This is a genomic window from Seongchinamella unica, from assembly GCF_004354085.1.
Taxonomy (GTDB): domain Bacteria; phylum Pseudomonadota; class Gammaproteobacteria; order Pseudomonadales; family Halieaceae; genus Halioglobus; species Halioglobus unicus.
The window spans coordinates 795,713-821,704 of the sequence record NZ_SMSE01000001.1; the positions used below are offsets into that span (position 1 = coordinate 795,713).

Below are 25,992 nucleotides of genomic sequence, written 5' to 3' on the forward strand. Positions count from 1 at the left end.
TTCGCTCCGCGGCGATTTACTGGAACGCGCAACCAGGTTGTTTGCCGAACTTCCGCAGGATCATGGCCAGGGGACAGAACCCGCTAAAGGCCGCCTGCAGCATATTGGCGCCGACAAAGGCTGTGAACCACAGCCAGTAAACCGAGTGCAGCTGGCTAAGCGCCAGGCTGGCCAGGATAAACACACCCGCAATAGCGAAAACAAGTCTGTCTACATTCATTCTGGTATCCTCTGTTCAAGTTTGGAATCAACGGGGTCATCGACACAATATACCCGGTGCAGCGCCTCCAGCATGATTTGTGCCTTGCCGTCGCTGATAGAGTAGAAAATCCGCTGCGCCTCCCGCCGTGTCGCCACCATGCCGCTGTCACGCAGCCGGGCAAGGTGCTGCGACAGCGCCGACTGCCCCAGCCCGGTCAGCTCCTCGAGCTCACCCACGGTGTGCTCCCGGGTCACCAGCGCACACAGCACCAGCAGGCGACCGGGATGAGCCAGGTCCTTGAGCAACTCTGCGGCGGACGTCGCGTTCTGCTGCATAAGCTTTACATCAAGCACTGCGTACTCCTAACATAAGTTTTTACTAATATAAGGCGTCCCTTATATATGTCAAGGTTTGTGATTTTCACAGGGTTCGGTGCCGGTATCTGCTAAGCGGTCACCGCGAACGGGGTAACCCAAGACAAGGATGCACAAAAAAGGGGGGCCAAAAGGCCCCCCAAGTACACGCATCATAACAATGCGCCCGCAAGATTGTCGTGTTTACTGGCTGCCGGAAAACTCGGGGTACGCTTCCATACCACATTCCGCCAGATCCACACCTTCGTACTCTTCCTCTTCGCTGACCCGGATGCCCATGATCATCTTGAGCACGAACCAGACGATGAAGCTGGCGCCAAATACCCAGATGAAGATGGTGGCCGCGCCGATCAGCTGACCGCTGAAAGAGGAGCCGTCGTTGGTCACCGGTACCAGCAGCAGGCCAAGCAGACCAACCACACCGTGTACCGAGATGGCACCCACCGGATCATCGATCTTCAGCTTGTCCATGAAGACGATGGAGAACACCACCAGAATGCCGCCCAGACCGCCGAACAGGGTTGCCTGCAGGGCCGAAGGGGTGGAAGGTTCGGCAGTGATAGCCACCAGGCCCGCGAGGGCGCCGTTCAGGGCCATGGTCAGGTCGGCCTTGCCGAACATGATCTTGGCCACAATCAGGGCGGTAATGAGGCCACCGGCTGCAGCCGCATTGGTGTTCATGAATACGATGGCTACCGAGTTGGCGCTTTCAACACTGGCAGTTGCCAGTACGGAACCGCCGTTGAACCCGAACCAGCCCATCCACAGGATGAAAGTACCCAGAGTGGCGAGGGGCAGGTTGGCGCCGGGGATGGCATTGACCTGGCCGTCCGCGCCGTACTTGCCTTTACGTGCGCCCAGCAGGATGACACCGGCCAGGGCTGCAGAGGCGCCCGCCATGTGCACGATGCCGGAGCCGGCGAAGTCGGAGAAGCCCAGGTCGCCAAGGGTGTACATGCCAAATACCGCGCTGCCTCCCCAGGTCCAGGCGCCTTCCATCGGGTAGATGAAGCCGGTCATAACCACGGCGAATGCCAGGAACGCCCACAACTTCATACGCTCGGCAACCGCGCCAGAGACGATGGACATGGCAGTTGCCACGAATACCACCTGGAAGAAGAAGTCGGCGGAGGGTGCGTAACTAGCCGCTTCCTCTGCGCCGGCAACACCGTCGCCGGTGATCGTCGACAGGAACAAATCCCCGCCGTACATGATCATGTAACCGCAAACCATGTACATGGTGCAGGACACGGCGAACAGCGCCACGTTCTTGAGCAGGATTTCAGTGGTGTTCTTGGAGCGGACCAGGCCAGCCTCGAGCATGGCGAAGCCGGCTGCCATCCACATTACCAGTGCGCCACACACCAGAAAATAAAAGGTGTCGAGCGCGTACTGCAATTGAAAAATATTGTCTTCCATTGGAATAACTCTCTCGTAGTCAGTTCAGGATTAGATAGCTTCTTCGCCGGTTTCACCGGTACGGATCCGGATAACCTGCTCCAACGGGGACACAAATACCTTGCCGTCGCCGATCTTGCCTGTGTTTGCGGCCTTGGTAATGGCCTCGATTGTCTGGTCGACTACGCTCTCTGCCACCGCCACTTCGATTTTCACCTTGGGCAGGAAGTCGACAACGTATTCGGCACCGCGATACAGCTCGGTATGGCCCTTCTGCCGGCCGAAACCTTTTACTTCAGTCACGGTGATGCCCTGGACGCCGATTTCCGACAGCGCTTCGCGCACGTCATCCAGCTTGAAGGGCTTCACGATAGCCGTGATTAGTTTCATGTTTTTCTCCTGGTGTTAATTGAGGGGCGCCGCGGCGGACGCCCCTGGTCAGACTCTGGTGCGCTTACATGCTCTTGGCGATGGAAAAGACCACGGTGTCCTCACCCCAATCGGTGCCGAACACTTCGTCCTCATCCAGGGTGGTGCCGACATAGGTGGCACCAAGGTCAACACCGAGCACGGTCCAGGTCAGACCCACGGAATAGTCGGTGTAAGAATCCTGGCCGTCAGACAAGAAAGTGGTGTCATCTTCCAGGTCGTTGTAACCCGCATGCAGGTCAAGGCTCCAGTTTTCACCGAAGCTGAAACTGTAGTCAGCGTAGTAGTAGAAGAACTTGTCGGTTTCACCGTAGTAGTCGTCGGAGTAAGCCATGCCCAGGGTCAGGTCGTGGAAGGAGAAACTGCCATAGATTTCCTGGTAATCGCCCTCGTCACCATCATCTCCGGGGTAGTCGTAGTACAGGTAGCCCACGTCAATGGCGGAATTCTCGCCAATGTCCATGCCCCAGCCGACGTAGTAGTCCAGTTCCAGGGAACCGTCGAAGCCGTCGATGCTGTCGAAATCGACGGTAGAGCCCCAGGTGCCGATGTAGATGCCGTTATCAAAACCCAGGTCAAAGCCGCCCTGGATGGCGATATCTTCGTCGGACTGGGAGATACCACGGAAGCGGTAGTCGCTCACCAGCGAAACGTTGGCGCTGATTTCAGCGGCCTGGGAGGTCGTTGCGGTAGCGCCAGCCAGGAGCGAAGCGGCTATCGCGGCAGGAAGTACTTTTTTCAACATGTCTCAAATCTCCATGATTTGTGTGGTCTAGGTGTCAGATATGTATTGCGTCATCTCGTAACGGGCGCATTGTGTGCGCTATACAGATCCGCCGGTAATATTGCAGCCGATGTGCCAAAGTCACCTTTATGTAATAAAAACATAGAGATAGAGAGTTTCGCCTGCTGTTTCGCCAGCGCCTGTGCACCAATAGCGGGCCGCTCGGTGCACCCAAATGACCTCGGGCACCAGTTTGGTGCGTTTTTTCTGTGCCCTCCCCTTTCCCGCCCTGCCGTCCAGCGCGGTGGCCGAACCGGGAGCACTTCTGATCTGTGTAATGCCGACAAAAACAAGTAGACTTCTGTGCCTGTCACAGCATTGAAAGGTTGAGCACCATGGCCATCAAACCACCGCCGCCCCCCTGGGACGTCCTGCAGCAGGTTAATGAACTGGTGGGTAACTCCGGCCTCAGGAACGAGGTCGACAAGGGCGTAAGAGCCCTCGCCCAGTCCGCCCTGTCCCGCCTGGAGGTGGTCAGCCGCGAGGAGTTCGACACCCAGGCGGAAATCCTCAAGCGCACCCGCGAGCGGGTGGTTGCCCTGGAAGCTGAACTGGAAGAAATGACGAGGGAACTGGAAGCGCTCAGCAAAGAGAGCTGACGCCGGCCGCTGGCGGCCTTGTGCTCAGGGAAGAGCCATGGAACTTTCAATCGTTCACAGCCGGGCGCTGTCCGGCCTGTCGGCACCACCGGTGCGGGTGGAAACCCACCTGTCCAACGGCCTACCGGCATTCAATATTGTCGGCCTGCCGGAAACGGCGGTACGCGAGAGCAAGGAGCGGGTGCGCAGCGCCCTGCTCAATTCACATTTTGAATTTCCCGATCGACGCATCACCATTAACCTGGCTCCGGCCGACCTGCCCAAGGAAGGGGGTCGTTTCGACCTGCCGATAGCCCTGGGCATCCTGCTGGCCTCCGGTCAGCTCGAGGAACGGCTCAGTGGCAAGCACGAATTTCTCGGCGAGCTGGCGCTGGACGGCAGTCTGCAGGCAGTACCGGGCGCCGTTTGCGCGGCACTGGCCGCCAGCGCCTGCGGCAACACCCTGGTGGTGCCAGAACCCAACCTTGGCAACGCCAGCCAGGTGCCCGACGCCTGTGTCCTGGGAGCATCCGACCTGCTGACACTGTGCGCCCACATCAATGGCGCGGCCAGGCTGGAAAGGGCCACAGTCGTTGCCGAACCCGCTGAACCCCACTACGAGGACCTCGGCGATGTTGTTGGCCAGGCAGCGGCCCGCCGGGCGCTGGAAATCGCCGCCGCCGGCGGCCACAACCTGCTCTTTATCGGCCCGCCCGGCACCGGCAAGACCATGCTGGCCAGTCGCCTCCCGGGTATACTGCCACCACCTTCTCGCGAGGAGTCACTGGTGACACTGGCGCTGCGGGACTTCCGGGGGCTGGACGCCGCCAGCGAGGCCTTGCGGCGCCCCTTCCGCAGCCCCCACCACAGCGCCACTGCCGCAGCACTGATCGGCGGTGGCAAGAACCCCCGCCCGGGGGAGGCCTCCCTGGCCCACGGCGGTGTGCTGTTCCTCGACGAACTACCTGAGTTCAACCGCCACTGCCTGGAGGCACTGCGGGAACCGCTGGAAAGCGGCCAGGTCACCCTGTCACGGGCCAGCTACAAGCAAACCTATCCCGCGGCTTTCCAGCTTGTTGCTGCCATGAATCCCTGTCCGTGTGGCTACCTGGGTGACCAGCAACGCCACTGCCGCTGCACGCCGGAGCAAATACAGCGCTACCGGGGCCGGGTTTCCGGTCCGCTACTGGATCGGATAGACCTGCACGTCCAGGTGCCGCGCCAGGCGCCGGAACTCCTGCTGAGGAAATCTGCCAGCGCCGAGTCTTCGGCCAACATTCGCCAGCGGGTCATTCGCTGCCGCCAGCGACAGCTGGCGCGCCAGCACTGCAGCAACGCGCGGCTTGGCGCCGAGGCACTGCTGGACATTTGCGCCCTCGACCAGCGCCAACGTGACCGGCTCGCCGAACTGGCAGCCCAACTGCAGCTCTCCGGCCGCGGTCTCCATCGGACATTAAGGGTGGCGCGGACCCTTGCTGACATGGCAGGTCACGAGCAGATCAGCCACACCGACATCGCTGAAGCCCTCGCTTTCCGGGAATCCTGAATCCGGTATGGGAGCCAATCAGGGTCCTTCGGTCCAGTTGGGAATACCGCCGCGGCTTTCACCGGGATACCTTACTGGTCAGCCACCCGAATGGAGGTGGTGGACTTCCTTTTCAAAAAACCGAAACTGAATTCTTCCATCGCCGGCTCCGTCTTTCCCTTGGAGTTGAATGAATCCACCGTGGAAATGTAGCAGAACACCATCATTAACATGCCCCCAACCAGGTGGTCGCGTACAATACCTTTACTCTCAACCAGGGCGACTCCTGTAAAGCCAATTTACGCGAGCAGGCCATACAGATGGTCAATGCAGTGACCAGCCACGGCGAGAGCCAGTTCGTTGCGGAGGTTGCGGCAGAACCGCCCCTGATCGTCATCCTGGAACTGCTCCGCGTGCCGCTACAAGATCGCAGGCAGTGCCGGCCACGAAGCGCGATAACTGACCTCCAGCACGGTACCTCCGTGGTCGTTGAAATCGACTGCATGCTAGTATCCCTGAACAAGGTCCCGACCCGATATCCTGAACAACTGACCCGAGGAAAGTGCGCCGCCATGTTTAGCAAAGGTGAGATCAAAACGTTTTTTCCATCCTGCGTATGGATCCATGAATTGCAGGAGTTCCGGGATATGAACGCCAGCATGATCGCCGAGCTCGGCGAGCTGAGGAAATCCACCGGCTATACCAATCCCGGCAACGGGGCATGGCAAAGTCGCGGCAATCTTAACAAGCTGCCAACATTCGAACCGCTAATGGAATGCTTCACTGCCGGCTCCAGGCGTGTGCTGGAATTTCTGAAATATGAGTTTGAAAACTTTGTCATCACCGACGCCTGGGCCAATATCAATCCACCCGGTCACAGTCACGTGATTCACACCCACCCCAACAACTTCCTGAGCGGGGTGTACTATCTCCAGGCTCCCGAGGGCTGCGGCGATATCGAATTTATTGACCCCAGGCAACAGGCCCTTGTATTGCAGCCGCGGGCAACAGTACAAACACCGCAGAACGCATGGAAACAACGCATTCCTCCCCGGGAAGGCCAGCTACTGATTTTCAATTCCTGGTTTCAACACCAGGTACAGGAAAACCGCAGCGACCAGGAAAGAATCAGCATCAGTTTCAACATCATGCTCAAGGGCAGTGTCGGGGTGGAATCTGCCGGCGCGCAGTTTTAACCGGCCTGCGCACTGACAAGCCCCGGGCGCTTGAGCAACCCTGTCCCGGCAACAGGCCCACGCGGCGCAGCGGTTTAGTCGCCGACCAGTCCAATTGATAAAACCCTGAAGTCTTTCTACGACGTGGCAGTTGTGCAAGAATGAACTAAATACTAGTAGTTATTAGTTCAGCGCCTGCCGGGTGATCTGAACGAGACCTAGCGCCGAGACAGAATCATGAGCCAATGCCCCTTTGCCAACCTGCTGGACCCGGATACCTACAAGGACGGCATGCCCTATCAGTCGCTCAGGGAAATCCGCGAGGCCGGGCCGGTAGTCCGCATGGAAGACCCGATTACCGGGGTGCCCTACTGGGCGGTGACCCGGATCAGGGAATTGGACTTTGTGTCCAAGAACCCGAAACTGTTTTCCTCCGCGGCCCGCTCCGCCTTTCCCATGGAAATGGATGAATTCACCGTGGAGATGCAGCAGAACACCATCATCAACATGGACCCGCCCCGTCACCAGAAGGTGCGCCGCATCGTGCGCAACGCCTTCACCCCCAAACGGGTGAACTCCTATGAAGCCAATTTCCGCAAGCATGCGAAACGCATCGTCGATTCGGTAGCCAGCCGCGGCGAATGCGAGTTTGTGGAAGAAGTGGCGGCGGAACTGCCCCTGATCGCGATCCTGGAACTGCTCGGGGTACCACTTGCCGACCGCAAGCAATTCTTCGACTGGACCAACACCATGATCTTCGCCGATGACCCGGACATGTCCACCTCCGAGGAAGAGGCCCAGATTGCGGCCATGGAAGTGATCGGCTACGCCATGCAACTGGCACTCAAGCACCGCGAAGAGCCAATGAACAACATCACCAGCGCCCTGCTGGATGCCGAGCTCGACGGCGAACCTGTCTCCGAGGAAATGTTTGGCTGGATGTTCATCCTGATCCTGGTAGGTGGCAACGAGTCCACTCGCACCGTTATCGCCCAAGGCATGCGCCTGCTGATGGAGCATCCCGAGCAGTTGCAGTACCTGGTGGACAATCCCGACAGGATCAGCAACGCGGTGGAAGAGATCCTGCGCTACAACACCGCGTTCATTTCCATGCGGCGCACGGCCACCGAAGACGTGGAACTGGGTGGCGCCCTGATCAAAAAAGGGGACAAGGTGGTGCTGCATTACCACGCTGCCAACCACGACGAGGCCGTGTTCGGCGATACTGCCATGGATTTCGATGTGACCCGCGCCGAGCGTATGCCGGACCTCTACAACCAGCTGCGCTCCTTCGGCATTGGCCAGCACTTCTGCATCGGCACCCACCTGGCCCGCCTGGAGCTGAATGTGATGTTCGAGGAGATTATCCCCCGGCTGCGCAATCCCCGGTTCAGAGGGCAGCCCGAATACGTCCGCTCTTTCTTCGTCAACGCGATTAAGAAAATGTACATCAGCTTCGAGCCGGAAGCGGCCGGTGCCAACGCCGCCTGATTCAGCACCACAAACACGGCAAAACCGATTATGATTCACTCTCTTTTTTTCGGGAGTGAATCATGACCGCCTACAAATCCCTTGAGGCGCTGCGCAAGCGCGCCTCCGTACTCGGCAATGCTGTTGGTATCCTCCACTGGGACCAGGAAACCATGATGCCCGAGGGTGTTGCCCCGGGCCGTGCCAGGGACCTGGCCGAGTTGAGCCTGATGATCCACGAGATCGAGACTGACGAGCGGCTGCCGGACCTGCTGGCAGAGGCCGAGGCACAACAGGATCAACTCAATCCCTGGCAGAAGGCCAATCTGCGGGAAATGCGCCACTATTATGTGCACGCCAACGCCACCCCGGCCGAGCTGGTAGAAAAGATCGTGATCGCCAGGTCCGACTCGGCAACCACCTGGAAGGAGGCGCGCTCTGCCAATGATTTCAAGCGGCTGGCGCCCAAGCTGGAGGTACTGTTCAACTTGCAGCGTGAGGTCGCCACTATCAAGTCCGAAGCGCTCGGGGTCACACTCTACGAGGCGTTACTGGATGAGTACGACCCTGGGCGGCGGGAAAAACAGATAGATGCACTGTTTGACGACCTGGCCGGGTTTCTGCCGGCTTTCACCCGGGAAGTCATGGATAAACAGGCCTGCGGCCCCGCTGTACTGCAGCCGCAAGGTCCATTCCCGATCGCCGTTCAGGAGAAACTGAGCCGCAGGGTCATGGAGATACTGGATTTTCCCTTCGACCGCGGCCGTCTCGACACCGCGGCGCACCCCTTCTCCGGGGGCGCCGAAGGCGACAACCGTATCACCACGCGCTACGAGGAAGACGACTTCACCAAAAGCCTGATGGCGGTTATCCACGAAACCGGCCACGCCCTCTACGAAGATGGCCGTCCCGGTGAATGGCGGGGCCAGCCGGTGGGCGAAAGCCGCGGCATGACCCTGCACGAGAGCCAGTCACTGTTGCTGGAAATGCAGGCGGCGCGCTCGGAAGAGTTCATTCGCTACCTGGCGCCCATCACCCGCGAGATTCTCGGCGGCAGCGGGCCGGCCTGGGAGGCGGACAACCTCCTGCGCCTGTACCGCAAGGTGGAACCGGGGCTGATCCGCGTCTATGCCGATGAGGTGACCTACCCCCTGCATGTGATCCTGCGCTACAAGCTGGAAAAGGCCATTGTCGCTGACGAAATCAGGGCCAATGATCTGCCCGCCGCCTGGAACGAGATGATGGAGAAATACCTGGGAATCACCCCGCCCAATGACACCGACGGCGTGATGCAGGACGTACACTGGCCGGAGGGCCTGCTGGGGTACTTCCCCACCTATTCACTGGGCGCCCTGGCCGCCGCACAGATTTTTGCCGCGGCAACGGAGGCCGCACCCGACATTCTGCCCGGGCTGGCCGGCGGCAACTTCAAGCCGCTGTACGGCTGGCTCGATGACAACATTCGCAGCCTGGGGTGCCTGTACACGGCGGACGAGCTGATTGAGAAAGCGACCGGTGCGCCGCTGGGAACCGAGGCCTACAAAAAAGCGGTGCGGGCGCGCTACCTGGATTAGCCCCGCTAGCCGAACACGCGCCCGTCCTTCGCCATGTCCAGCAGCAACTGTGGCGGCTCAAAGGCCTCCCCATACCTGGCCGCCAGTTCCCTGGCCCTGGCGGCAAACGCCGCCACCCCGTAGGCGTTCACGCATTGGTATACGCCACCGGTATGGGGCGGGAACCCAATACCCATAATGGAGCCAATGTTGCCGTCTGCCACCGAGGTAAGGACACCCTCTTCCATAATGCGAATCGCCTCCAGCACCTGGGAAAATAACAGGCGGTCTTTCACGTCCTGGTAAGGGATATCGGCATAGCCCTGGGGCGCAAACAGCTGTTTCAGGCCGGGCCAGGTCTGCACTTTCCTGCCCTTGTCGTCGTAGTCATAAAAGCCGGCCCCTTTGGCCTTTCCCGGGCGCCCAACCTCTTCCACCATGATCCGGATCACCTCGGACTCCGCACCGGGCTCCACGGTTTCGCCGCGGGCTCCGGCATCCGCCTGTTGCTGCCTGGCGGCGTGGTGCGCGGTTTCCAGGGAGATCGTGTCCAGGGTTTCCAGCGGCCCCATGGGTGACCCGTTAAAGGCCGCACCGTTTTCGATCAGGGCGGGATTGACACCCTCGGCGAGCATCCGCTGCCCCTGGGTGATGGTTTGCCCTATCACCCGGGTGGTAAAAAATCCCGGGGCGTCCTTCACGACAATGGGCTTCTTGCCCAGCTTCTGGGCCAGGTCGAAGGCACGGGCCAGGGCCGCGTCCGAGGTCTGCTCGCCAGTAATGATTTCCACCAGCGGCATCTTCTCCGCCGGCGAGAAAAAGTGCATGCCGATAAAGTACTGTGGCCGAGTGGATGCCTGCGCCAGCTCGGTGATAGGCAGTGCCGACGTATTGGAGGCGAACACGGTGGACTCGGCCAGAACCGCTTCGGTTTCCCGGGTAACCGCAGCTTTGACCTCTCGGTTTTCAAATACCGCCTCAATCACCAGGTCACAATCCGCCAGGTCACCCAACTGTGCCGTGGGGTGAATCCGGGCCAGTATCTGCTTCGCCTGCGCCTCGTCGATCCGCCGGTGCTTGTCACAGGCCAATGCCGCATAGGCCTTGCCCTGGTCCGCATTCTCCTGGTTGAGGTCCTTGAGTACCACGTCGATACCCGCCCTGGCGGCGGCAAAGGCTATTCCCGCGCCCATCACCCCGGCGCCTAAAATACCCAGTTTTCTGACCTCGGTCTGGTCGATACCCTGCGGCCGCGAGGCCCCGGCGTCGAGCTGGTTCATCTGGACGAAGAAGGTGGTCATCATGTTGCGCGAGACCTGGTCCAGCAGCAGACGCTGGAAGTAGCGCGACTCGATCTTGTGGGCGGTAGCGTAATCGACCCGGGCGGTATCGATCACGGCGGCGATAATAACCTGGGGAGCGGTCATGTTGCCTTTGGTCTGATTCATCACGCTGACCGGGCCGAAGTAGGTCAAACCCTGGGTCGAATCATCGCCAGGCGCGCCGCCGGGAATACTGTAACCGGGTTCTTCCCAGGGTTGCCTGGCGTCCGGATTGGCCTTGATCCAGGCCCTGGCCCTGGCCGCCATTTGATCCTCGTCTGCCGCCAGTTCATGCACCAGTCCCTGCTCCAGCGCACCGGAGGCGTTCAATTGCTTACCCTGGGAAATCAGGGTCAACGCGTCCTGCATTCCCAGCATGCGCACCATGCGCACGATACCGCCGGCGCCAGGCAACAGGCCCAGCATGGCCTCGGGCAAGCCGATCTTCACCCCGGGCGAGTCCAGCGCAATACGGTAGTGGCAGGCCAGGGCGATTTCATAGCCGCCGCCCAGCGCCGGCCCGTTAATGCCCACCGCCACCGGCACCCCCAGGCGTTCTATCCGCGCCAGGGGCTCCTTGGCCGCCAGCAGGTCCCGGAACATGGCCTCCCGCTCTGCCTGGGGGGGATCCAGGTCCATTTCCAGCATCAGCGAAATATCGCCACCGGCGAAAAACTGGCCCGGTTTGCCCGAGCGGATATACAGGCCCTTGAGGGCATCACCCATGGCCTCCAGTTCATCGAGCGCGGCCGGCATGGCCTCGGCGTACTCATCGCCCATCACGTTGACTGACTTGCCCTGCTGATCAAAGATCAGCTCGACGATGCCATCGGCGTCTTTTTCCAGTCGAATGTAGCTCATCTGCTTACTCCAATCCTGTCTCTCGTCTCACACGCGTTCAATGATGGTGGCGATACCGATACCACCGCCGGCACACAGTGTTACCAGGCCGGTGGTGAGGTCACGGCGTTCCAGCTCATCCAGCAGCGTACCCAGCACAATGGCGCCGGTAGCACCGATGGGATGCCCCATGGCGATGGCGCCACCATTGACGTTAATCCGGTCGTCATCCACACCCATCAGGCGCTGGTAGCGCAGCACGACGGCAGCAAACGCCTCGTTCAGTTCAAACAGGTCGATGTCCTCTTTGCCCATGCCGGCGAGTTTCAGGGCCTTTTCCGAGGCGGGCGCAGGGCCCGCCAGCATGATGGTCGGCTCCGTGCCGGTCACTGCCATGGCACGGATACGCGCCCGGGGTTTGAGCCCCTGGTCCTCTCCCGCCTGCCGGTTACCCAGCAGTACCAGTGAGGCGCCGTCCACCACCCCCGACGAATTACCCGGGGTGTGGATACATTCCACTTTTTCCACCTGGGGGTATTTGAACTTGAGGAAGTCGCCGTGACCGAAGTCGTTGAACAAGGTGAACGAGGGATTGAGCTCTGCCAGTCCGGCGAGATCGGTGGGTCGGATCAGTTCGTCAGAATCAAGCACCGTGACCCCGTTGAGGTCCGTCACCGGCACCAGCGACTTATCGAAGTAACCGTTGTCACGGGCATGAGCCGCGCGGCGCTGGGACTCGCAGGCATAGCGATCCACATCCTCACGGGTAAAGCCATCCAGCCCGGCCATCAGGTCGGCGGCCAGCCCCTGGGAGATTCCGTAACTCTGCATGGCCACCCAGGCATCGCCAGCGGCGGCGCCGCTGGCACCAATCCCCAGGCGCGACATGCTCTCCACCCCTCCGGCCACGCCCATGGACTCCATGCCGGACATGATCTTCATGGCAATGTTATTGACCGCATCCAGACCGCCGGCGCAGTAGCGATGCAGTTGCGCTCCGCTGACAGCATCGTCCCAGCTGGAGTAAACCAGGGCGGTTTTGGCAATATTCTGGCCCTGCTCATTCACCGGCTCGCCGGTGGCACAGATGAAGTCATCCACCTGCGAGGTGTCCAGATCGTGCCGGACCTTCATTTCCTCAAGCAGGTTGGTCACCAGGTCAATCGGTTTGACCTCATACAGGCCGCCGCCGGGCTTGCCCTTGCCACGCGGTGTGCGGATGGCATCGTAAATGAAGGCGTCTTGCGTCATGGTATACCCCGAATCCGGAAACTGTTGCGAGCGGCCAACATACCGGATGCGGGGTCGACCTCAAGCGCCGGCGCCTGATTACCAAAGCCTGTATGGGGATTTGAACTACGGCAGCGGTGGAACGGCACAAATCGGTCACAAGGCGATGACTATTTCTGCCATCGCGGAGGCCGTGACCTGCCAATTTCGTGTCAGCCTCCCGCCACTCTGCTAATATGGCCGGCCAGTAACACCACCCGGTTTATAAACGTCCGTGTCCCAGTTAAATCCCCGACAACGCGAAGCCGTGCGTTACATCGACGGCCCGTTGCTGGTGCTCGCCGGTGCCGGTTCCGGCAAGACCAGTGTGATCACCCGCAAGATCGCCTACCTGGTAGAGACCTGTGGTCTCCGCGCCAGCCGCATCGCCGCGGTGACCTTTACCAACAAGGCCGCGCGGGAGATGAAAGATCGGGTCGGCAAACTGCTGGGCGGTAATGCTGCCGAGGGCCTCACCGTGAGCACCTTCCACCAGCTGGGTCTGAAGATCATCCGCAGCGAACTCAAGCTACTGGGCCTGAAGAACGGCTTTTCCATTTTCGACGGCCAGGACACCCAGAGCCTGATCAAGGATTTGCTCATCCAGGAGCACGGTTCGGACGGTGACCAGGCGGGCATCATCCAGCAGCAGATTTCCAACTGGAAGAATGACCGGGTCCTGCCAGAACAGGCCCTGGCCGGAGCCAGCGGGCCGGCCCAGATGCTCTGCGCCCAGGCCTACCGCCGCTACCAGCGCGCGTTGAAAGCTTACAACGCCCTGGACTTCGATGACCTGATCCTGCTGCCGACCATTCTTTTTGAAAGCCATGCCGATATCCTCGAAAAGTGGCAAAACACCATTCATTACCTGCTGGTAGACGAGTACCAGGACACCAACTCCAGCCAGTATCTGCTGGTCAGGCAGCTGGTGGGCGTGCGCGGCGCCCTCACCGTGGTGGGCGATGACGACCAGTCCATCTACGCCTGGCGCGGCGCCCGGCCGGAGAACCTGGCCCAGTTACAGGAGGACTTCCCCGGCCTCAAACTGGTCAAGCTGGAGCAGAACTACCGCTCGACCTCACGTATTCTCAAGGCCGCCAATACCCTCATCGCCAACAACGACCACGTATTCGAAAAGCAGCTGTGGAGCGAACTGGGTTATGGCGATCCCCTGCGGGTTATCCGCTGCGCTGACGAGAATCACGAGGCGGAACAGGTGGTGGCTGAGATCCTGGATCACAAGCTGCGCAAGCGCACCCGCTTCGGTGACTATGCCATCCTCTACCGGGGCAATCACCAGTCGCGGCTGATAGAGCTGGCACTGCAGCAACAGCAGGTGCCATATCACCTGTCCGGCGGGACCTCCTTCTTCGCCCGCAATGAGGTCAAGGACATCATGGCCTACCTGAGGCTGATCGTTAACGAGAACGACGACAACGCCTTTTTACGCATCGCCAACGTACCGCGACGCAAACTGGGCGCGTCCACCCTGGAGGCCCTGGGCAACTTCGCCAACGAACAGCACTGCAGCCTGAGCCAGGCTATTGGCCGCATCGGCAGCGGCGTATTGCCTGAGGCCGGCCGCAACCGCCTGCGCGAATTCCGCCTGTGGATGGATCGCATCCGCCGCCAGTGCGAGGGCGGTGGCGGCATTTCGGCAGTGCGCCAGATGATCCGTGAGATGGACTACGAGGAGTGGCTCAACCAGCTGAGCTCCAGTGAGGACGTGGCCGAGCGGCGCATGGGCAATGTGCACTTCCTGGTGGACAGCCTTAACCGGGTCATGACCGACGAGGGCGTGGAACTGGACGAGGCCATTTCCCGCCTGATCCTGCGCGATTTGATGGAGCAGCAGGAAGAAGAGGATGCCAGTCCCGACAACGTGCAACTGATGACCATGCATGCCTCCAAGGGGCTGGAGTTTCCCCACGTGTTTATCATCGGCATGGAGGAGAACCTGCTGCCGCACCGGGCCAGCGTGGAGGACGGCAATATCGAGGAGGAGCGGCGCCTGGCTTATGTCGGCATTACCCGCGCCCAGCAAACCCTGGCCATGACCATGGCCGCCAGGCGCCGCCAGTTTGGCGAAACCATCAACTGTGAACCCAGCCGCTTTATCGATGAACTCCCCCAGGACGACCTCACCTGGCAGGGGACTGATGTCGACGACCAGCAGGCCAACGAGGAGCGCGGCCAGGAAACCCTGGCAGGCCTGAAGGAATTGTTTGCCTGACTAACGCCGGCGCCTGTCAGCCGGCCTTGTCAGACTGGTCGGCAACCGGCAGGCCGATTGCACCCTTGAGTTTCTCGCGCAGGCCCTGGACGATGGCATAGAAGCCGGGCACGAAATAAACCCCCACCAGCATCGCCGCCAGCATGCCGCCCAGTACCGTCATCCCCAGGGAGCGCTGGCCGAAGGCGCCGGCTCCGGTGGCCAGGGCCAGGGGCATGATGCCGAGGATGAACGAGATACCGGTCATACAGACTGCCCTGAAACGCAGTCTCGCCGCTTCCCTGGCGGCGACCAGAATGTCCTCATTCCACTGCTCACGCCGCTGGCGGGCAAATTCAACCACCAGGATCGCCGTTTTGGCGGACATGCCGATGAGCAGCACAATACCCACCTGGGCATAGAGGTTCAGGGCGATACCGCTGAGCACCAGGGCAAGAATGGCACCGCCAATCGCGATTGGCACCACCAGGATAATCGCCGCCGGAATTGACCAGCTCTCATACTGCGCTACCAGGAACAGGTAGACAAAGACCAGGGCGAGGAGATAGGCAAATACCGCCGTTTGCCCGGCCTCCCGTTCCTGGTAGGACATACCGGTCCATTCGTAGGCATAGCCGGCAGGCAGGGTGCGATCCGCCAGATCCTCGAAAATCGCCATGGCCTGGCCCGAGCTGTAGCCCGGCATGGCTGTCGCCCTCACTATTGCCGAACGAAACATGTTATAGCGAGCGGAGACATCGGGGCCGAGAATCGGCTGGGTGGTGACCAGGGTGCTCAGGGGGACCATGTCACCCGTGATGGACTTCAGGTAGAAATGGTCGAGGTCACCGAGATCAGCGCGGAACCGGGACTCGGCCTGCATGATCACCCGGTAGGTCTGGCCAAACTTGTTGAAGTCATTAATGTACAGCGAACCCATCTGGGCCTGCAGGGTGGCAAATATCTCGTCCAGGGCAACCCCCAGGTTTTTGGCCTTTACCCGGTCTACATCAACAAAATACTGTGGCACGTTGGCCCGGTAGGTGCTGAATACGTCGCTCAGGCCCGGCGTCTGGTTCGCGTCCACGATAATGTGATTCAGCGTGGCGGCCAACTCCTGGGGCGAGCGCGACAGGGTGTCCTGTAACACCAGTTCCAGGCCCCCCGCGACGCCCATACCGGATACCGCAGGCGGCGTTATTGCAAACACCTGGGCTTCCGGGACCTGGATGAAACCCCGGGCATTGAGGCGCTGGGCTACGCTGAACACAATATTGTCCGGATCCTTCCGCTCATCCCAGTGCCTGAGCACCACGAACAGGGTGCCACCATTACTGGCCATGGCGCCTGAGAGAATTGAAAACCCGGTGATCGCGGTGACCGTTTCCACCGCCGGGTCCTCGGCAATGATCGCCGCCATCTTGTCCATCGCCGCCTTGGTCCGGCTCAATGACGAGGCGTCCGGCAGCTGCACGCTGACCATCAGCGCGCCCTTGTCTTCGCTGGGCACAAACCCCGTGGGCGTGGTAACAAAGCCCAACAGCACCGCTGCGCTCCACACCAGGAACAGCACCGCCACCAGCCGCAGCCGGGCCAGCAAAAAGCCGACACCCTTGTCATAGGTGCGGGTCAGCCGGCCAAAACCGCCCAGGAACGCGGCGTACCAGCGGGCGTGCTGCTGTGCCCCCGGCTTGAGCAGCAGGCTGCACAGTGCCGGACTGAGGGTGAGCGCATTGACTGACGAAAACACCACGGCCACGCAGATGGTGATGGCGAACTGGCGATACATCACCCCGGTGATACCGGGCAGCAGGGCCACCGGTACAAAAACCGCCAGTAGCACCAGCGTCGTAGCGATGATGGCGCCGCCCACTTCCCGCATGGTGATGATCGCCGCCTGCTTCGGCGTCAGCTCAGGATCCTCCCGCAGGTGCCGGTCGCAGTTCTCGATCACCAGGATGGCGTCGTCCACCACGATACCGATGGCCAGGATCAAGGCGAACAGGGTCACGGTGTTGATGGTCATACCCATCGCCAGCAGCGCCGCGAAGGCAGAGAGCAGGGACACCGGTATGGCGATCGCCGGCACCAGGGTGGCTCGCCAGCTACCCAGGAAGAGGAAGGTCACCGCCACCACCAGCACCACCGCCTGGAGCAGGGAAATCACCACCTGGCGCACGGCCGTGCTGACGTAGCGGGTGGTGTCGTAGCTGATCACATAGTCCATGCCCTGGGGGAAATGGCCGGCCATCTGCGCCACCAGCTGATCCACCGCCTCACCCACCTCGAGTGCGTTGGCATCTGCCATCTTGTACACCGCGAGGTTGACCGCCGGGACACCATTGGTCTCCCCGTGGAAGTTGTAGCTGGCCTGGCCCAGTTCCACCCGGGCGACATCGCGCAGGTAGATGGCTGAACCATCGGCACGGGCGCGCAGCACAATATTTTCAAACTCGGATACCTCCTCCAGCCGGCCCTTGGTCCGCAGGGAGTATTCAGTCTGCAGCGCCCCGTCAAAAGGGGGAGCGCCAATCTTGCCTGCCGCCACCTGCACGTTCTGTTCCCGCAATGCGCTGTAAACGTCATTGACCGACAGGCGATAGCTGGCCATTTTGTCCGGGTTCAGCCACAGGCGCATGGAATAGTCAGCCTCGCCGATGATCGAGGCCTCGGAAACCCCGTCCAGACGGGCAATGGTGTTCTGCAGGTTGATTTTTACGTAGTTGGAGATGAACTTGTAATCCAGCGACCTGTCCGGCGAAGTAAAGCTGATCAGCTTGAGCATATCCGGCGATCGCTCATCGATGTGCAATCCCCGCTGCGTCACTTCGGAAGGCAGTGACGGCTCCGCCAGCTTCACCCGGTTCTGCACCCGCACCAGCGCCATATCCGGATCCGCGCCCACCTCGAATGTGACCGTGAGGCTGTAACTGCCGTCATTGGCGCTCTTGGACGACATGTAAATCATGCCTTCCACCCCGTTGACCGCGTCTTCAATGGGCGTACCCACGGTTGCTTCCACGACTTCCGCAGAGGCTCCGGGATAACTGCCTGAGACAATAATATTGGGGGGCGAAATGGCCGGGTATTCATTCACCGGCAGGGTGTATATGGACAACAGACCGGCCAGGCTGAGAACGATGGCGATGACCATCGCGAACTTGGGGCGCTCGATGAAGAAGGCACTGAACATCTTCCGGGCGCCTATCCGGATTCGCCAAGGGTGTGAAACTTGACTGGCATTCCGGGCCTGACCTGCTGCAAACCGCGGACGATGACCATGTCGCCCTCGTTAACCCCATCCAGCACCAGCACCTTGTCATCGAAGCGCTCGGCGAGGCTCACATTGCGGCGCACTACCGTGGAACCGGCATCCACAACCAGCACGAAACTGCCCTGCTGGTCTGCCTGCACCGCGGCCTGGGGAAGGAACAGCCCCTCCAGCAGGTTGGTGTCATGCAGCAATACCCGCACGTATTGTCCCGGCACCAGAATGGAGTTGGGGTTGGGTATCGACGCCCGGGCCTCCAGGGTGCCGGTGGTCTCGTCCACCCGGTTGGAGAAATAGTCGACGTACCCGACCTCCGGGTAGAGTGTGCCGTTGGTCAATTCCAGGGTCACTTCCAGCGAGCGCAGGTCGGACACGTCCAGGCCCTCGGTCATACGCTTCTTCATGGCTGCCACGTAGGTCGCCTCGCTCACCGCAAACAGCGCCTCGATAGGATCGATGGACACCAGCGTGGTCAGGTTGCCGGTATTGGGGCCCACCAGGTCGCCAACGCTGGCGATGCTGCGGCCAATTCGTCCGGAGATCGGTGCGGTTATGGTGGTGTAGCTGAGATTGACCTGGGCGCTGGTTACCTGGGCCTGGGCGGCTTCAAGGCGGGCGTTTGCGTCCAGTGTCTTGGCGGTCAGTTCATCCATTGCCGACTGGGAGATCGCTCCCCTGGGCAGCAACTCCAGGCCGCGATTGTAATTGCGCTCAGCATTCACCTGGTTGGCCACCGCAGAGGCCAGGTCCGCCTCAGCCCGCGCCAGCGCGGCCTGGAACTCCGACGCATCGAGCGTGTAGAGGACATCGCCGGCTTCCACCCGATCTCCCTCGCGAAAGTCGCGAGTCAAAAGGTAACCGGTCACTTTCGCCTGAATGGCCACATCGTCCCGGGCTTCCAGTCGGCCGACATATTCCTGCTCGGGCTGGTAGGGCTCCAGCACCACCGGTTCCACCACCACATCCACCATCGGTCGCTGGGGGACTTCTTCGGAACAGGCAGTGGCAAGGGCGACAAGCATGGCAGCCGAGGCAATGCGCATCATCGGGAATACTCCAAAAGCGTTAGTCTTACTGTAGCAAGTTTTGTCCAGCAAGTTTTGCCCGGCGCCGGAGAGCCGCCGGGCGGGATGGAAAAAAAAGGCCGCGACACTCACATGCCGCGGCCTTTCCGGGGACGCTGTGCTTACTGGCTGCCGGCGACCATGTAGTCCACTGCCGCGTGAATTTCTTCATCGGAACAATTCATACAGCCACCCTTGGCAATCATGCCGGTACCGGGCACGCCATTAACACCGCTGGCATAAAGGACCTCGGCACCCTTGGCAATCCGGTCTGCCCAGGCAGCGACATCACCATACATGGGGGCGCCGCCGGCACCGGTGGTGTGGCAGGCCATGCAGGCGCTGTTGTAGACCTCTTCTCCGGAGCGCGGGCCGGCACTGGCGGTGGTCGCAGCGCCGCCGCAACTGGCGTCACCCTGCAGGCATACTTCTCCAACCGGCTTCAGCCGCTGTTCAATTTCCGCCCGCTGGGCGTCGCTCAGGTTTCCGGCGATGGCGCCAAACGCCAGGATCATGGCCACAAGGCCGAGGGCATATCGAATAATCACATTGGGGTCCTCTGTCAGTCCGGCGCGCATTATAGCCACTTATCGGGTGGGGGAAAACTCATGGTGCAAGGGAAATGGGCCCCCAGCTCTGGCAGCAATCGCCCGCTACGCCTAGTATTGTCACCCGAGCCCGCAATTGTTGAGGATTTGCCCACGATGAAACTGTACACCTACGACCCCGCTCCCAGCCCCCAGCGCCTGGCCCTGTTCATGCGCTACAAGGGCATTGAAATCGATACGGAACAGGTGGACATGGCAGCGGGGGAGCATCTGGGAGCGGCCTACAAGGCCATGGTACCGGACCAGACCGTGCCAGCCCTGATCCTGGAGGATGGCACCCAGTTGACCGAAGTTATCGGCATCGTGACCTATCTGGAGGCCCTGCACCCGGAAAAGCCGCTACTGGGCACCACGCCGCTGGAGAAAGGGCTGGTCACCAGCTGGAATTCAAAAATCTACAGCATGGTCTTTATGTCCATCGCAGAGGCGCTGCGCAATGGCAGCCCGGGATTCAAGGGCCGCGCCCTGCCTGGCCCCCTGGACCTCGAGCAAATCCCGGAACTGGCCGAGCGGGGCAAAAAGCGCCTGGCCTGGGCCTGGGAGCAGATCGACCAGCGCCTGGCAGACCATACCTGGATTGCCGGTGACAATTTCTCATTTGCCGATATCGACCTGGTGGTCTGCGCCGGATTCTCCGGCTGGGTCAAATGTAACCCACCCGAAAACCTGGCCAATTTTCACGCCTACCTGGCCCGGGCACGGGCGGAAATCGGTTGAGCCGGTGAACCGGCTGGGCAGCGCCATCGCCATCGCGGCTGTGACCCTGATGCCGGCGCTGGCGCTGGCACAGGAGATCACCCCCGAGGACATTATTCGCAACGCCATGGATCACTGGCGCGGCACCACGTCCCAGGGCGAGATGACCATGATCATCCACCGGCCCGACTGGGAACGCTCCATGTCAATGCAGGTCTGGACCCAGGGCGACAAACATTCCCTGGTGCGGGTCACCGCACCGGTTCGGGACGCGGGCAATGGCACCCTGCTGCTGGACAACAACATGTGGACCTATTCGCCGAAGATCAACCGGGTGATCAAGGTCCCCTCCTCGATGATGAACCAGAGCTGGATGGGGTCAGACCTGTCCAACAAGGACATCAGCAAATCCACCGACATCATCGACCAGTACGATCACACCCTGCTGGACTCCCGCGAGGTGGACGGCCACCAGGCCTGGGTCATCCAGTCCATTCCCCTCGAGGAGGCGGCCGTGGTCTGGGGGAAAGAGGTCTGGACCATTCGCGATGACTACGTAATGCTGGAACAACAGTTCTGGGACCAGGACGGGGTGCTGGTAAAGACCTTCACGACCCTGGAAATAACGGTTATGGACGGCCGCACCGTGGCGTCGAGAATGCGCATGCAGGAGGTGGACAAGCCCGATGAATGGACCGAGATGCGGGTCGAAAGCACCCGCTTCAACGTGGAACTTCCCGCCAATCTGTTCACCCTGTCCAACCTGAGAAACCCGAGACAGTGAGCGTGACCGAGCGCCTGGCCTGGCGCAATTTATGGCGCCATGGCCGGCGCACCTGGCTGACCGTTGGCGGCATGGTGTTCTGCAATGCCCTGCTGGTCTTCATGATTTCAATGCAGCTGGGCAGCTACGCGCTGATGATTGACGGCACCCTGAGTGTGCTTACCGGCCACCTTCAGGTACAGGACAAGCGCTACCGGGATGAACCACGCATGCGCTACACCGTGGCCGATGGCGCGACACTGGCGCAGCAACTGCGCGACGACACCGGCGTGGCCGCCATCGCCGCCAGGGGCAGCGCCTTTGCCCTGGCGTCCAGCGAGGACCGCTCCTTCGGCATCCAGATTCTCGGCGTGCAACCGGCCTTCGAACCACAGGTGTCCACCCTGCCGGGACTGGTCACCCGGGGCCGCTACCTGCAGGACAATGACGCGGCGGAGATCGTGGTGGGGTCGGTGCTCGCGCGCAACCTGAAGATCGGCATCGGCGACGAAATCACCTTTCTCGGTTCCGGTCGCGATGACTCCTTCGCCGCCGGTGTCGCTACCGTGGTTGGTATTGTCGATTCGGGCATGACCGAACTGGATCGCTCGGTGGCGGAAATCCCCCTGGGTTATTTCCAGGTGATTTTTGCCATGGACACCGATGTCCACGCCATCGTGGTCAAGCTGGATGATCTGGCGGAAGTGGCGCCCCTGAAAACGACCATCCGGCAACGGTTGCCGCAGGCGAATACCACCGTACTGGACTGGGACCAGTTGCAGCCGGGCCTGCGCCAGGCCATCCAGGCGGACATGTTCAGCGCTTTTGTGATGTATGCCGTACTGATTGTGCTGGTCGCGTTCAGTGTACTGAACACCCAGCTGATGTCGGTGCTTGAGCGAACCCGGGAGTTCGGGGTGATGACCGCCCTGGGCGTCCGCCCGGGCCAGCTCGCCCGGCTGGTGCTGCTGGAAACCGCCATCATGTCACTGCTGGGCCTGGTGCTGGGCTGCCTGCTGGGCGGGCTGTTCACCGCCTGGCTGGGACAGGTCGGCTTTACCCTGGAGGGCATGGAGGAAGCGATGGAACGCTACAACCTCGAAGGCCGCATCTATCCACAGCTGTCGCTCATCAGTCTGCTGGGGGGGCCGCTGGTGGTTTTTCTCGGCGGTATGCTCGCTGCCGTTTATCCGGCCCTGCGCCTGCACGCCCTGCAGCCGGTCGAAGCCATGAGGGCGGTATAAATGGCAGCTACCCGGCTCTCGGCGAGCATACTGCTTACCCTCGCCTGGCGTAACCTGTGGCGCAATTACCGCCGCACCGGCATCATGCTGGTCGCGATCGTGGTCGGGGTGTGGGCCATGATCCTGTTCAGTGCCCTTATTTCCGGCATGGTCGATGAAATGGTCCGGGGCGGCTTGCGCACGCTCCCGGGTGAGGTCCAGGTCCACCATCCGGCCTACCGCGACGACCCCAGTGTCGCCAACAGCATCGACGCGCCCGAAGGCGCCCTGCTGGCGCTGCTCAACCAGTCCCCGGTCACCGGCTGGGCTGCGCGAATCAGGGTGCCGGCGATGATATCCAGTGAACGCGACAACCGCGGTGTGCAACTGCTGGGGGTAGACCCGGCCCAGGAAATCAGCCTCGGCTTTGACCCGGCGGATGTCGTCCAGGGTCGCTTCCTGCAGGGGCCGGATGACAATGGCCTGGTGATCGGCCGCAAACTGGCGGAACAGCTGGAAACCGAACTCGACAAGCGGGTGGTGATCATGTCCCAGGACCCGGACAACAACGTTGCCGAGCGGGGTATCCGGGTCGTCGGGATTTACCGGGCACGATTACAATCCACCGAGGAACTGAATGTCTATGCCGGCAGGGCAACCGTACAGAAGCTGCTCGGGCTCGGCACCCGGGTCTCGGAAATTGCCATCACCGGCGACGACTTCCGCGCCGTTGGCGGCTGGTGGCGTACGATTGAACAGGCCGCGGGGCCAGACCTGGAAACCCTGCCGTGGATGCAACTGGATGGCTACCTGGAATCGATGATGAACCTGCAGACCAGCTACAACGTGATCATCATGGTGGTGATATTCCTGGCGCTGTCCTTCGGCCTGGTCAACACGCTGGTAATGGCGGTGTTCGAACGGGTCCGGGAGATCGGCCTGATGATGGCACTGGGCATGCGCCCCGGCTGGATCATGTATCAGATACTGCTGGAGAGCCTCATCCTGCTGGTCCTGGGACTTGTCATCGGCAACCTGCTGGCACTGGCGACCATACTGCCGATGGAGGATGGCATTGACATCTCCGCCGTCGCCGCCGGCCTCGAAATGGCAGGCATGGGCTCCACCCTTTACCCCACACTGGAACTGCAGCACATGCTGATGTCTACCGCCGTGGTGGTCGTGCTGGGGCTGCTGGCAAGCCTGATACCTGCCTGGCGAGCCTCCCGCTACAATCCCGTCCAGGCACTGGCCAGAACCTGATACGGAACCGGATTATGACTGCCATTCGCTGCACCCACCTCAACAAGACCTTCACCCAGGGTGAACAGGTGATTCGCGGGCTCGACGATGTCTGTATCGAAATCGAGGAGGGTTCCTTTGTCTGCCTTTCCGGACCCTCCGGCTCGGGCAAGACCACCCTGCTCAATGCCATGGGGGGACTGGACCAGCCCGACAGCGGCGAAATCCTGGTAGGCGAAAGCCGGGTCGACCAGCTGGGCAAGAGCGCGCTGGCGGATATGCGCCTGCATAGCATCGGCTTTGTGTTCCAGGCCTTTAACCTCATCCCGGTGCTCACCGCCCGCGAGAATATCGAATTCGTCATGCAGATCCAGGGGCTGCCGGCCGCCGAGCGCAAGGCCAGGGCCATGGCCATGCTCAGGGAAGTCGGTCTGGCCGACCACGAGGACCGCCTGCCCTCACAACTGTCCGGGGGGCAGCAGCAACGGGTGGCGGTCGCTCGCGCCATTGTCAGCAATCCCACGCTGGTGCTTGCGGACGAGCCCACTGCCAACCTCGACTCCGCCAGCGCCATCCAGCTGATCGAACTGTTTCGCAAGCTCAACCGGGAACGCGGTATCACCTTTGTCATCGCCACCCACGATACCCGGGTCATGGCCTATTGCCCGCGGCTGATTCGCATGGAGGACGGCAGGATCATCAGCGATGAACTGCAGTCAGGCATACCCGGGGAGCCGCCGGCGGCGGCGCAATGAAGCGACTGCTGGGCGCCCTGTTAGTGGCAGCGAGCTGCAGCGCCAGCGCGCAACTGCTGCAGTTCCGTAGCGGCCACGCCAAGGGACAGTACCTGGTGACCAGCTACCCCCACGACAGCCTGTTGCGCACACTGGTGGGCACCCCCACCCACGACGTCAACGGCGACCTGCGTCTGCTGGTTGATGGCGACCGGGACCGTTTCAGCTGGCAGCTGGATTATCAGCTCGTGGCCCGCAGCGGTGACAGCCTGCAGCTGGGCCAGGCGCTGCAGGAGTCGGTTTTTGCGCCCGCCGGCAACCTCAACGACGACCGGCGCCTGCTGGACCTGACCCGGACCATTTCCGACCACGACGATTATCGCCTGCTGCAACGACTGGATAGGCTGCACGCCGGTTACACCGGTGACAAGGCGGTCGTGCGTGTCGGCAGGCAGGCGATCAGCTGGGGCAACGGCCTGATGTACAACCCGGTCGACTTTTTCAACCCCTTCGACCCCGCCGCGATCGACAGGGAATACAAAAGCGGCGATGACATGCTCTATGGCCAGTACCTGCAGGACAGCGGTAACGATGTCGAGTTTGTCGCCGTCTGGCGTCGGGATGAAAACGGCGATACCGGCGGCGACGTGAACACCCAGACGCTCAAGTACCACGCTTTCATCGGCGCGGGTGAACTGGACCTGGTGGCTGCCCGCCACTACCGGGACACGATTCTCAGCGCTGGAGGGCTGGCCAGTATCGGTGGCGCCATCCTGCGCGGGGACGCCCTGCTGACCGACACCGATCTGGACACCTACGCCTCGGCCGTCATCAATCTCAGTTACTCCTGGCAGGCTTTCGGCAGGAACATGAGCGGTGTGGCCGAGTATTTTTTCAATGGCATGGGCCTGCGCCAGGACGATTACCCGCAACTGCTGCAACAGCCGGACCTGATTGCGCGCCTGCAACGCGGCGAGCTGTTCAGCGTCGGCCGGCACTATCTCGCCGCGGGCGTCACTATCGAGATGACCCCCCTGTTTATGCTCACCCCCAACCTGTTTTACAACCTCGGTGACAGCTCCGGCCTGTTCCAGCTGGTCACCCAATATGACCTGGCCCAGAACTGGCAGCTGTTGCTGGCGGCAAATCTCCCCTTTGGCAGCCGCGGTAGCGAATTCGGGGGACTGGATTCGCCGGTAGACGGACTGCAACTGGGCGCCGGACCGTCGCTGTTTGCCCAGCTTGCGTTCTACTTCTGAT

Annotated in this window: 22 protein-coding genes; 12 read left to right on the top strand and 10 right to left on the bottom strand. The window is 61.2% G+C overall.

Annotated features, from left to right (window positions below):
• Nucleotides 1-16: 16 nt before the first annotated feature.
• The 5 genes from E2F43_RS03445 to E2F43_RS03465 form a co-directional block, all read right to left on the bottom strand.
• Nucleotides 17-220, bottom strand: a complete 204-nt coding sequence (locus tag E2F43_RS03445; RefSeq protein ID WP_133209568.1) for a YgaP family membrane protein — start codon at nt 218-220, stop codon at nt 17-19.
• Nucleotides 217-555, bottom strand: coding sequence for an ArsR/SmtB family transcription factor (locus E2F43_RS03450; RefSeq protein WP_238946728.1), 339 nt, complete (start codon nt 553-555; stop codon nt 217-219). Before E2F43_RS03450 ends, E2F43_RS03445 begins: the two co-directional genes overlap by 4 nt.
• Before the next feature lie 204 nt (nt 556-759).
• On the bottom strand, nt 760-1,995 hold the full coding sequence (locus tag E2F43_RS03455; RefSeq protein ID WP_133209570.1) for an ammonium transporter: 1,236 nt from the start codon (nt 1,993-1,995) through the stop codon (nt 760-762).
• Between the two features lie 30 nt (nt 1,996-2,025).
• On the bottom strand, nt 2,026-2,364 hold the full coding sequence (gene glnK, locus E2F43_RS03460; protein ID WP_133209572.1) for a P-II family nitrogen regulator: 339 nt from the start codon (nt 2,362-2,364) through the stop codon (nt 2,026-2,028).
• A 64-nt stretch (nt 2,365-2,428) separates the two neighbouring features.
• Entirely contained in the window at nt 2,429-3,148 is a 720-nt protein-coding gene (locus E2F43_RS03465; RefSeq protein ID WP_133209574.1) for a TorF family putative porin, read from the bottom strand.
• Between the two features lie 374 nt (nt 3,149-3,522).
• Between E2F43_RS03465 and E2F43_RS03470 the strand changes: the two genes are divergently transcribed.
• From E2F43_RS03470 to E2F43_RS03490, 5 genes are all read left to right on the top strand, one after another.
• Nucleotides 3,523-3,786, top strand: a complete 264-nt coding sequence (locus E2F43_RS03470) for an accessory factor UbiK family protein (protein WP_133209576.1) — start codon at nt 3,523-3,525, stop codon at nt 3,784-3,786.
• Between the two features lie 37 nt (nt 3,787-3,823).
• Complete coding sequence (locus E2F43_RS03475; protein WP_133209578.1) at nt 3,824-5,311, top strand: YifB family Mg chelatase-like AAA ATPase; 1,488 nt, start codon at nt 3,824-3,826, stop codon at nt 5,309-5,311.
• A 224-nt stretch (nt 5,312-5,535) separates the two neighbouring features.
• On the top strand, nt 5,536-6,486 hold the full coding sequence (locus tag E2F43_RS03480; RefSeq protein ID WP_133209580.1) for a TIGR02466 family protein: 951 nt from the start codon (nt 5,536-5,538) through the stop codon (nt 6,484-6,486).
• Between the two features lie 216 nt (nt 6,487-6,702).
• Entirely contained in the window at nt 6,703-7,956 is a 1,254-nt protein-coding gene (locus E2F43_RS03485) for a cytochrome P450 (protein ID WP_133209582.1), read from the top strand.
• Nucleotides 7,957-8,018: 62 nt separating this feature from the next.
• Entirely contained in the window at nt 8,019-9,509 is a 1,491-nt protein-coding gene (locus tag E2F43_RS03490; RefSeq protein WP_133209584.1) for a carboxypeptidase M32, read from the top strand.
• 5 nt (nt 9,510-9,514) lie between these two features.
• Here E2F43_RS03490 and E2F43_RS03495 read toward each other — a convergent pair whose 3' ends face one another.
• On the bottom strand, nt 9,515-11,671 hold the full coding sequence (locus E2F43_RS03495; protein ID WP_133209586.1) for a 3-hydroxyacyl-CoA dehydrogenase NAD-binding domain-containing protein: 2,157 nt from the start codon (nt 11,669-11,671) through the stop codon (nt 9,515-9,517).
• A gap of 27 nt (nt 11,672-11,698) precedes the next feature.
• Complete coding sequence (locus tag E2F43_RS03500) at nt 11,699-12,901, bottom strand: acetyl-CoA C-acetyltransferase (RefSeq protein WP_133209588.1); 1,203 nt, start codon at nt 12,899-12,901, stop codon at nt 11,699-11,701.
• A 253-nt stretch (nt 12,902-13,154) separates the two neighbouring features.
• On the opposite strand from E2F43_RS03500, the gene rep reads away from it, so the two are divergent.
• Nucleotides 13,155-15,152: a DNA helicase Rep gene (gene rep / locus E2F43_RS03505; RefSeq protein WP_133209590.1), complete on the top strand. Its 1,998-nt coding sequence runs from the start codon at nt 13,155-13,157 to the stop codon at nt 15,150-15,152.
• A 16-nt stretch (nt 15,153-15,168) separates the two neighbouring features.
• On the opposite strand, the gene E2F43_RS03510 is transcribed toward rep, so the two are convergent.
• The 3 genes from E2F43_RS03510 to E2F43_RS03520 all read right to left on the bottom strand — a co-directional run bounded on the left by E2F43_RS03510 (nt 15,169) and on the right by E2F43_RS03520 (nt 20,044).
• Nucleotides 15,169-18,324, bottom strand: coding sequence for an efflux RND transporter permease subunit (locus E2F43_RS03510; protein WP_133209592.1), 3,156 nt, complete (start codon nt 18,322-18,324; stop codon nt 15,169-15,171).
• Nucleotides 18,325-18,335: 11 nt separating this feature from the next.
• Complete coding sequence (locus tag E2F43_RS03515) at nt 18,336-19,448, bottom strand: efflux RND transporter periplasmic adaptor subunit (RefSeq protein WP_133209594.1); 1,113 nt, start codon at nt 19,446-19,448, stop codon at nt 18,336-18,338.
• Nucleotides 19,449-19,588: 140 nt separating this feature from the next.
• Nucleotides 19,589-20,044 carry a c-type cytochrome gene (locus tag E2F43_RS03520; protein WP_133209596.1) on the bottom strand — a complete coding sequence of 152 codons (456 nt, stop codon included), beginning with the start codon at nt 20,042-20,044 and terminating at the stop codon, nt 19,589-19,591.
• 126 nt (nt 20,045-20,170) lie between these two features.
• Between E2F43_RS03520 and E2F43_RS03525 the strand changes: the two genes are divergently transcribed.
• Genes E2F43_RS03525 through E2F43_RS03550 form a run of 6 tightly spaced genes read left to right on the top strand, consistent with a single transcriptional unit; the run spans nt 20,171 to nt 25,991 of the window.
• The gene (locus tag E2F43_RS03525; RefSeq protein ID WP_133209598.1) at nt 20,171-20,791 is read left to right on the top strand and encodes a glutathione S-transferase family protein; all 621 of its coding nucleotides are present in this window, start codon (nt 20,171-20,173) and stop codon (nt 20,789-20,791) included.
• 4 nt (nt 20,792-20,795) lie between these two features.
• Nucleotides 20,796-21,554 carry an outer membrane lipoprotein-sorting protein gene (locus tag E2F43_RS03530; RefSeq protein WP_238946729.1) on the top strand — a complete coding sequence of 253 codons (759 nt, stop codon included), beginning with the start codon at nt 20,796-20,798 and terminating at the stop codon, nt 21,552-21,554.
• A gap of 2 nt (nt 21,555-21,556) precedes the next feature.
• Nucleotides 21,557-22,777 (top strand): ABC transporter permease, encoded by a 1,221-nt coding sequence (locus E2F43_RS03535; protein WP_238946730.1) that lies wholly within the window; start codon nt 21,557-21,559, stop codon nt 22,775-22,777.
• On the top strand, nt 22,778-24,019 hold the full coding sequence (locus tag E2F43_RS03540) for an ABC transporter permease (RefSeq protein ID WP_133209602.1): 1,242 nt from the start codon (nt 22,778-22,780) through the stop codon (nt 24,017-24,019).
• 14 nt (nt 24,020-24,033) lie between these two features.
• Entirely contained in the window at nt 24,034-24,753 is a 720-nt protein-coding gene (locus tag E2F43_RS03545) for an ABC transporter ATP-binding protein (protein ID WP_133209604.1), read from the top strand.
• Nucleotides 24,750-25,991 (top strand): hypothetical protein, encoded by a 1,242-nt coding sequence (locus E2F43_RS03550; RefSeq protein ID WP_133209606.1) that lies wholly within the window; start codon nt 24,750-24,752, stop codon nt 25,989-25,991. The genes E2F43_RS03545 and E2F43_RS03550 overlap by 4 nt, the downstream gene beginning before the upstream one ends.
• Nucleotide 25,992 lies beyond the last annotated feature (1 nt).

Coding starts and splice junctions, on each gene's coding strand:
- E2F43_RS03445 (WP_133209568.1), bottom strand. CDS start 220: ATGAATGTAGACAGACTTGTTTTCGCTATTGCGGGTGTGTTTATCCTG.
- E2F43_RS03455 (WP_133209570.1), bottom strand. CDS start 1,995: ATGGAAGACAATATTTTTCAATTGCAGTACGCGCTCGACACCTTTTAT.
- glnK (WP_133209572.1), bottom strand. CDS start 2,364: ATGAAACTAATCACGGCTATCGTGAAGCCCTTCAAGCTGGATGACGTG.
- E2F43_RS03465 (WP_133209574.1), bottom strand. CDS start 3,148: ATGTTGAAAAAAGTACTTCCTGCCGCGATAGCCGCTTCGCTCCTGGCT.
- E2F43_RS03470 (WP_133209576.1), top strand. CDS start 3,523: ATGGCCATCAAACCACCGCCGCCCCCCTGGGACGTCCTGCAGCAGGTT.
- E2F43_RS03475 (WP_133209578.1), top strand. CDS start 3,824: ATGGAACTTTCAATCGTTCACAGCCGGGCGCTGTCCGGCCTGTCGGCA.
- E2F43_RS03485 (WP_133209582.1), top strand. CDS start 6,703: ATGAGCCAATGCCCCTTTGCCAACCTGCTGGACCCGGATACCTACAAG.
- E2F43_RS03490 (WP_133209584.1), top strand. CDS start 8,019: ATGACCGCCTACAAATCCCTTGAGGCGCTGCGCAAGCGCGCCTCCGTA.
- E2F43_RS03495 (WP_133209586.1), bottom strand. CDS start 11,671: ATGAGCTACATTCGACTGGAAAAAGACGCCGATGGCATCGTCGAGCTG.
- E2F43_RS03500 (WP_133209588.1), bottom strand. CDS start 12,901: ATGACGCAAGACGCCTTCATTTACGATGCCATCCGCACACCGCGTGGC.
- E2F43_RS03510 (WP_133209592.1), bottom strand. CDS start 18,324: ATGTTCAGTGCCTTCTTCATCGAGCGCCCCAAGTTCGCGATGGTCATC.
- E2F43_RS03515 (WP_133209594.1), bottom strand. CDS start 19,448: ATGATGCGCATTGCCTCGGCTGCCATGCTTGTCGCCCTTGCCACTGCC.
- E2F43_RS03520 (WP_133209596.1), bottom strand. CDS start 20,044: ATGCGCGCCGGACTGACAGAGGACCCCAATGTGATTATTCGATATGCC.
- E2F43_RS03525 (WP_133209598.1), top strand. CDS start 20,171: ATGAAACTGTACACCTACGACCCCGCTCCCAGCCCCCAGCGCCTGGCC.
- E2F43_RS03540 (WP_133209602.1), top strand. CDS start 22,778: ATGGCAGCTACCCGGCTCTCGGCGAGCATACTGCTTACCCTCGCCTGG.
- E2F43_RS03545 (WP_133209604.1), top strand. CDS start 24,034: ATGACTGCCATTCGCTGCACCCACCTCAACAAGACCTTCACCCAGGGT.
- E2F43_RS03550 (WP_133209606.1), top strand. CDS start 24,750: ATGAAGCGACTGCTGGGCGCCCTGTTAGTGGCAGCGAGCTGCAGCGCC.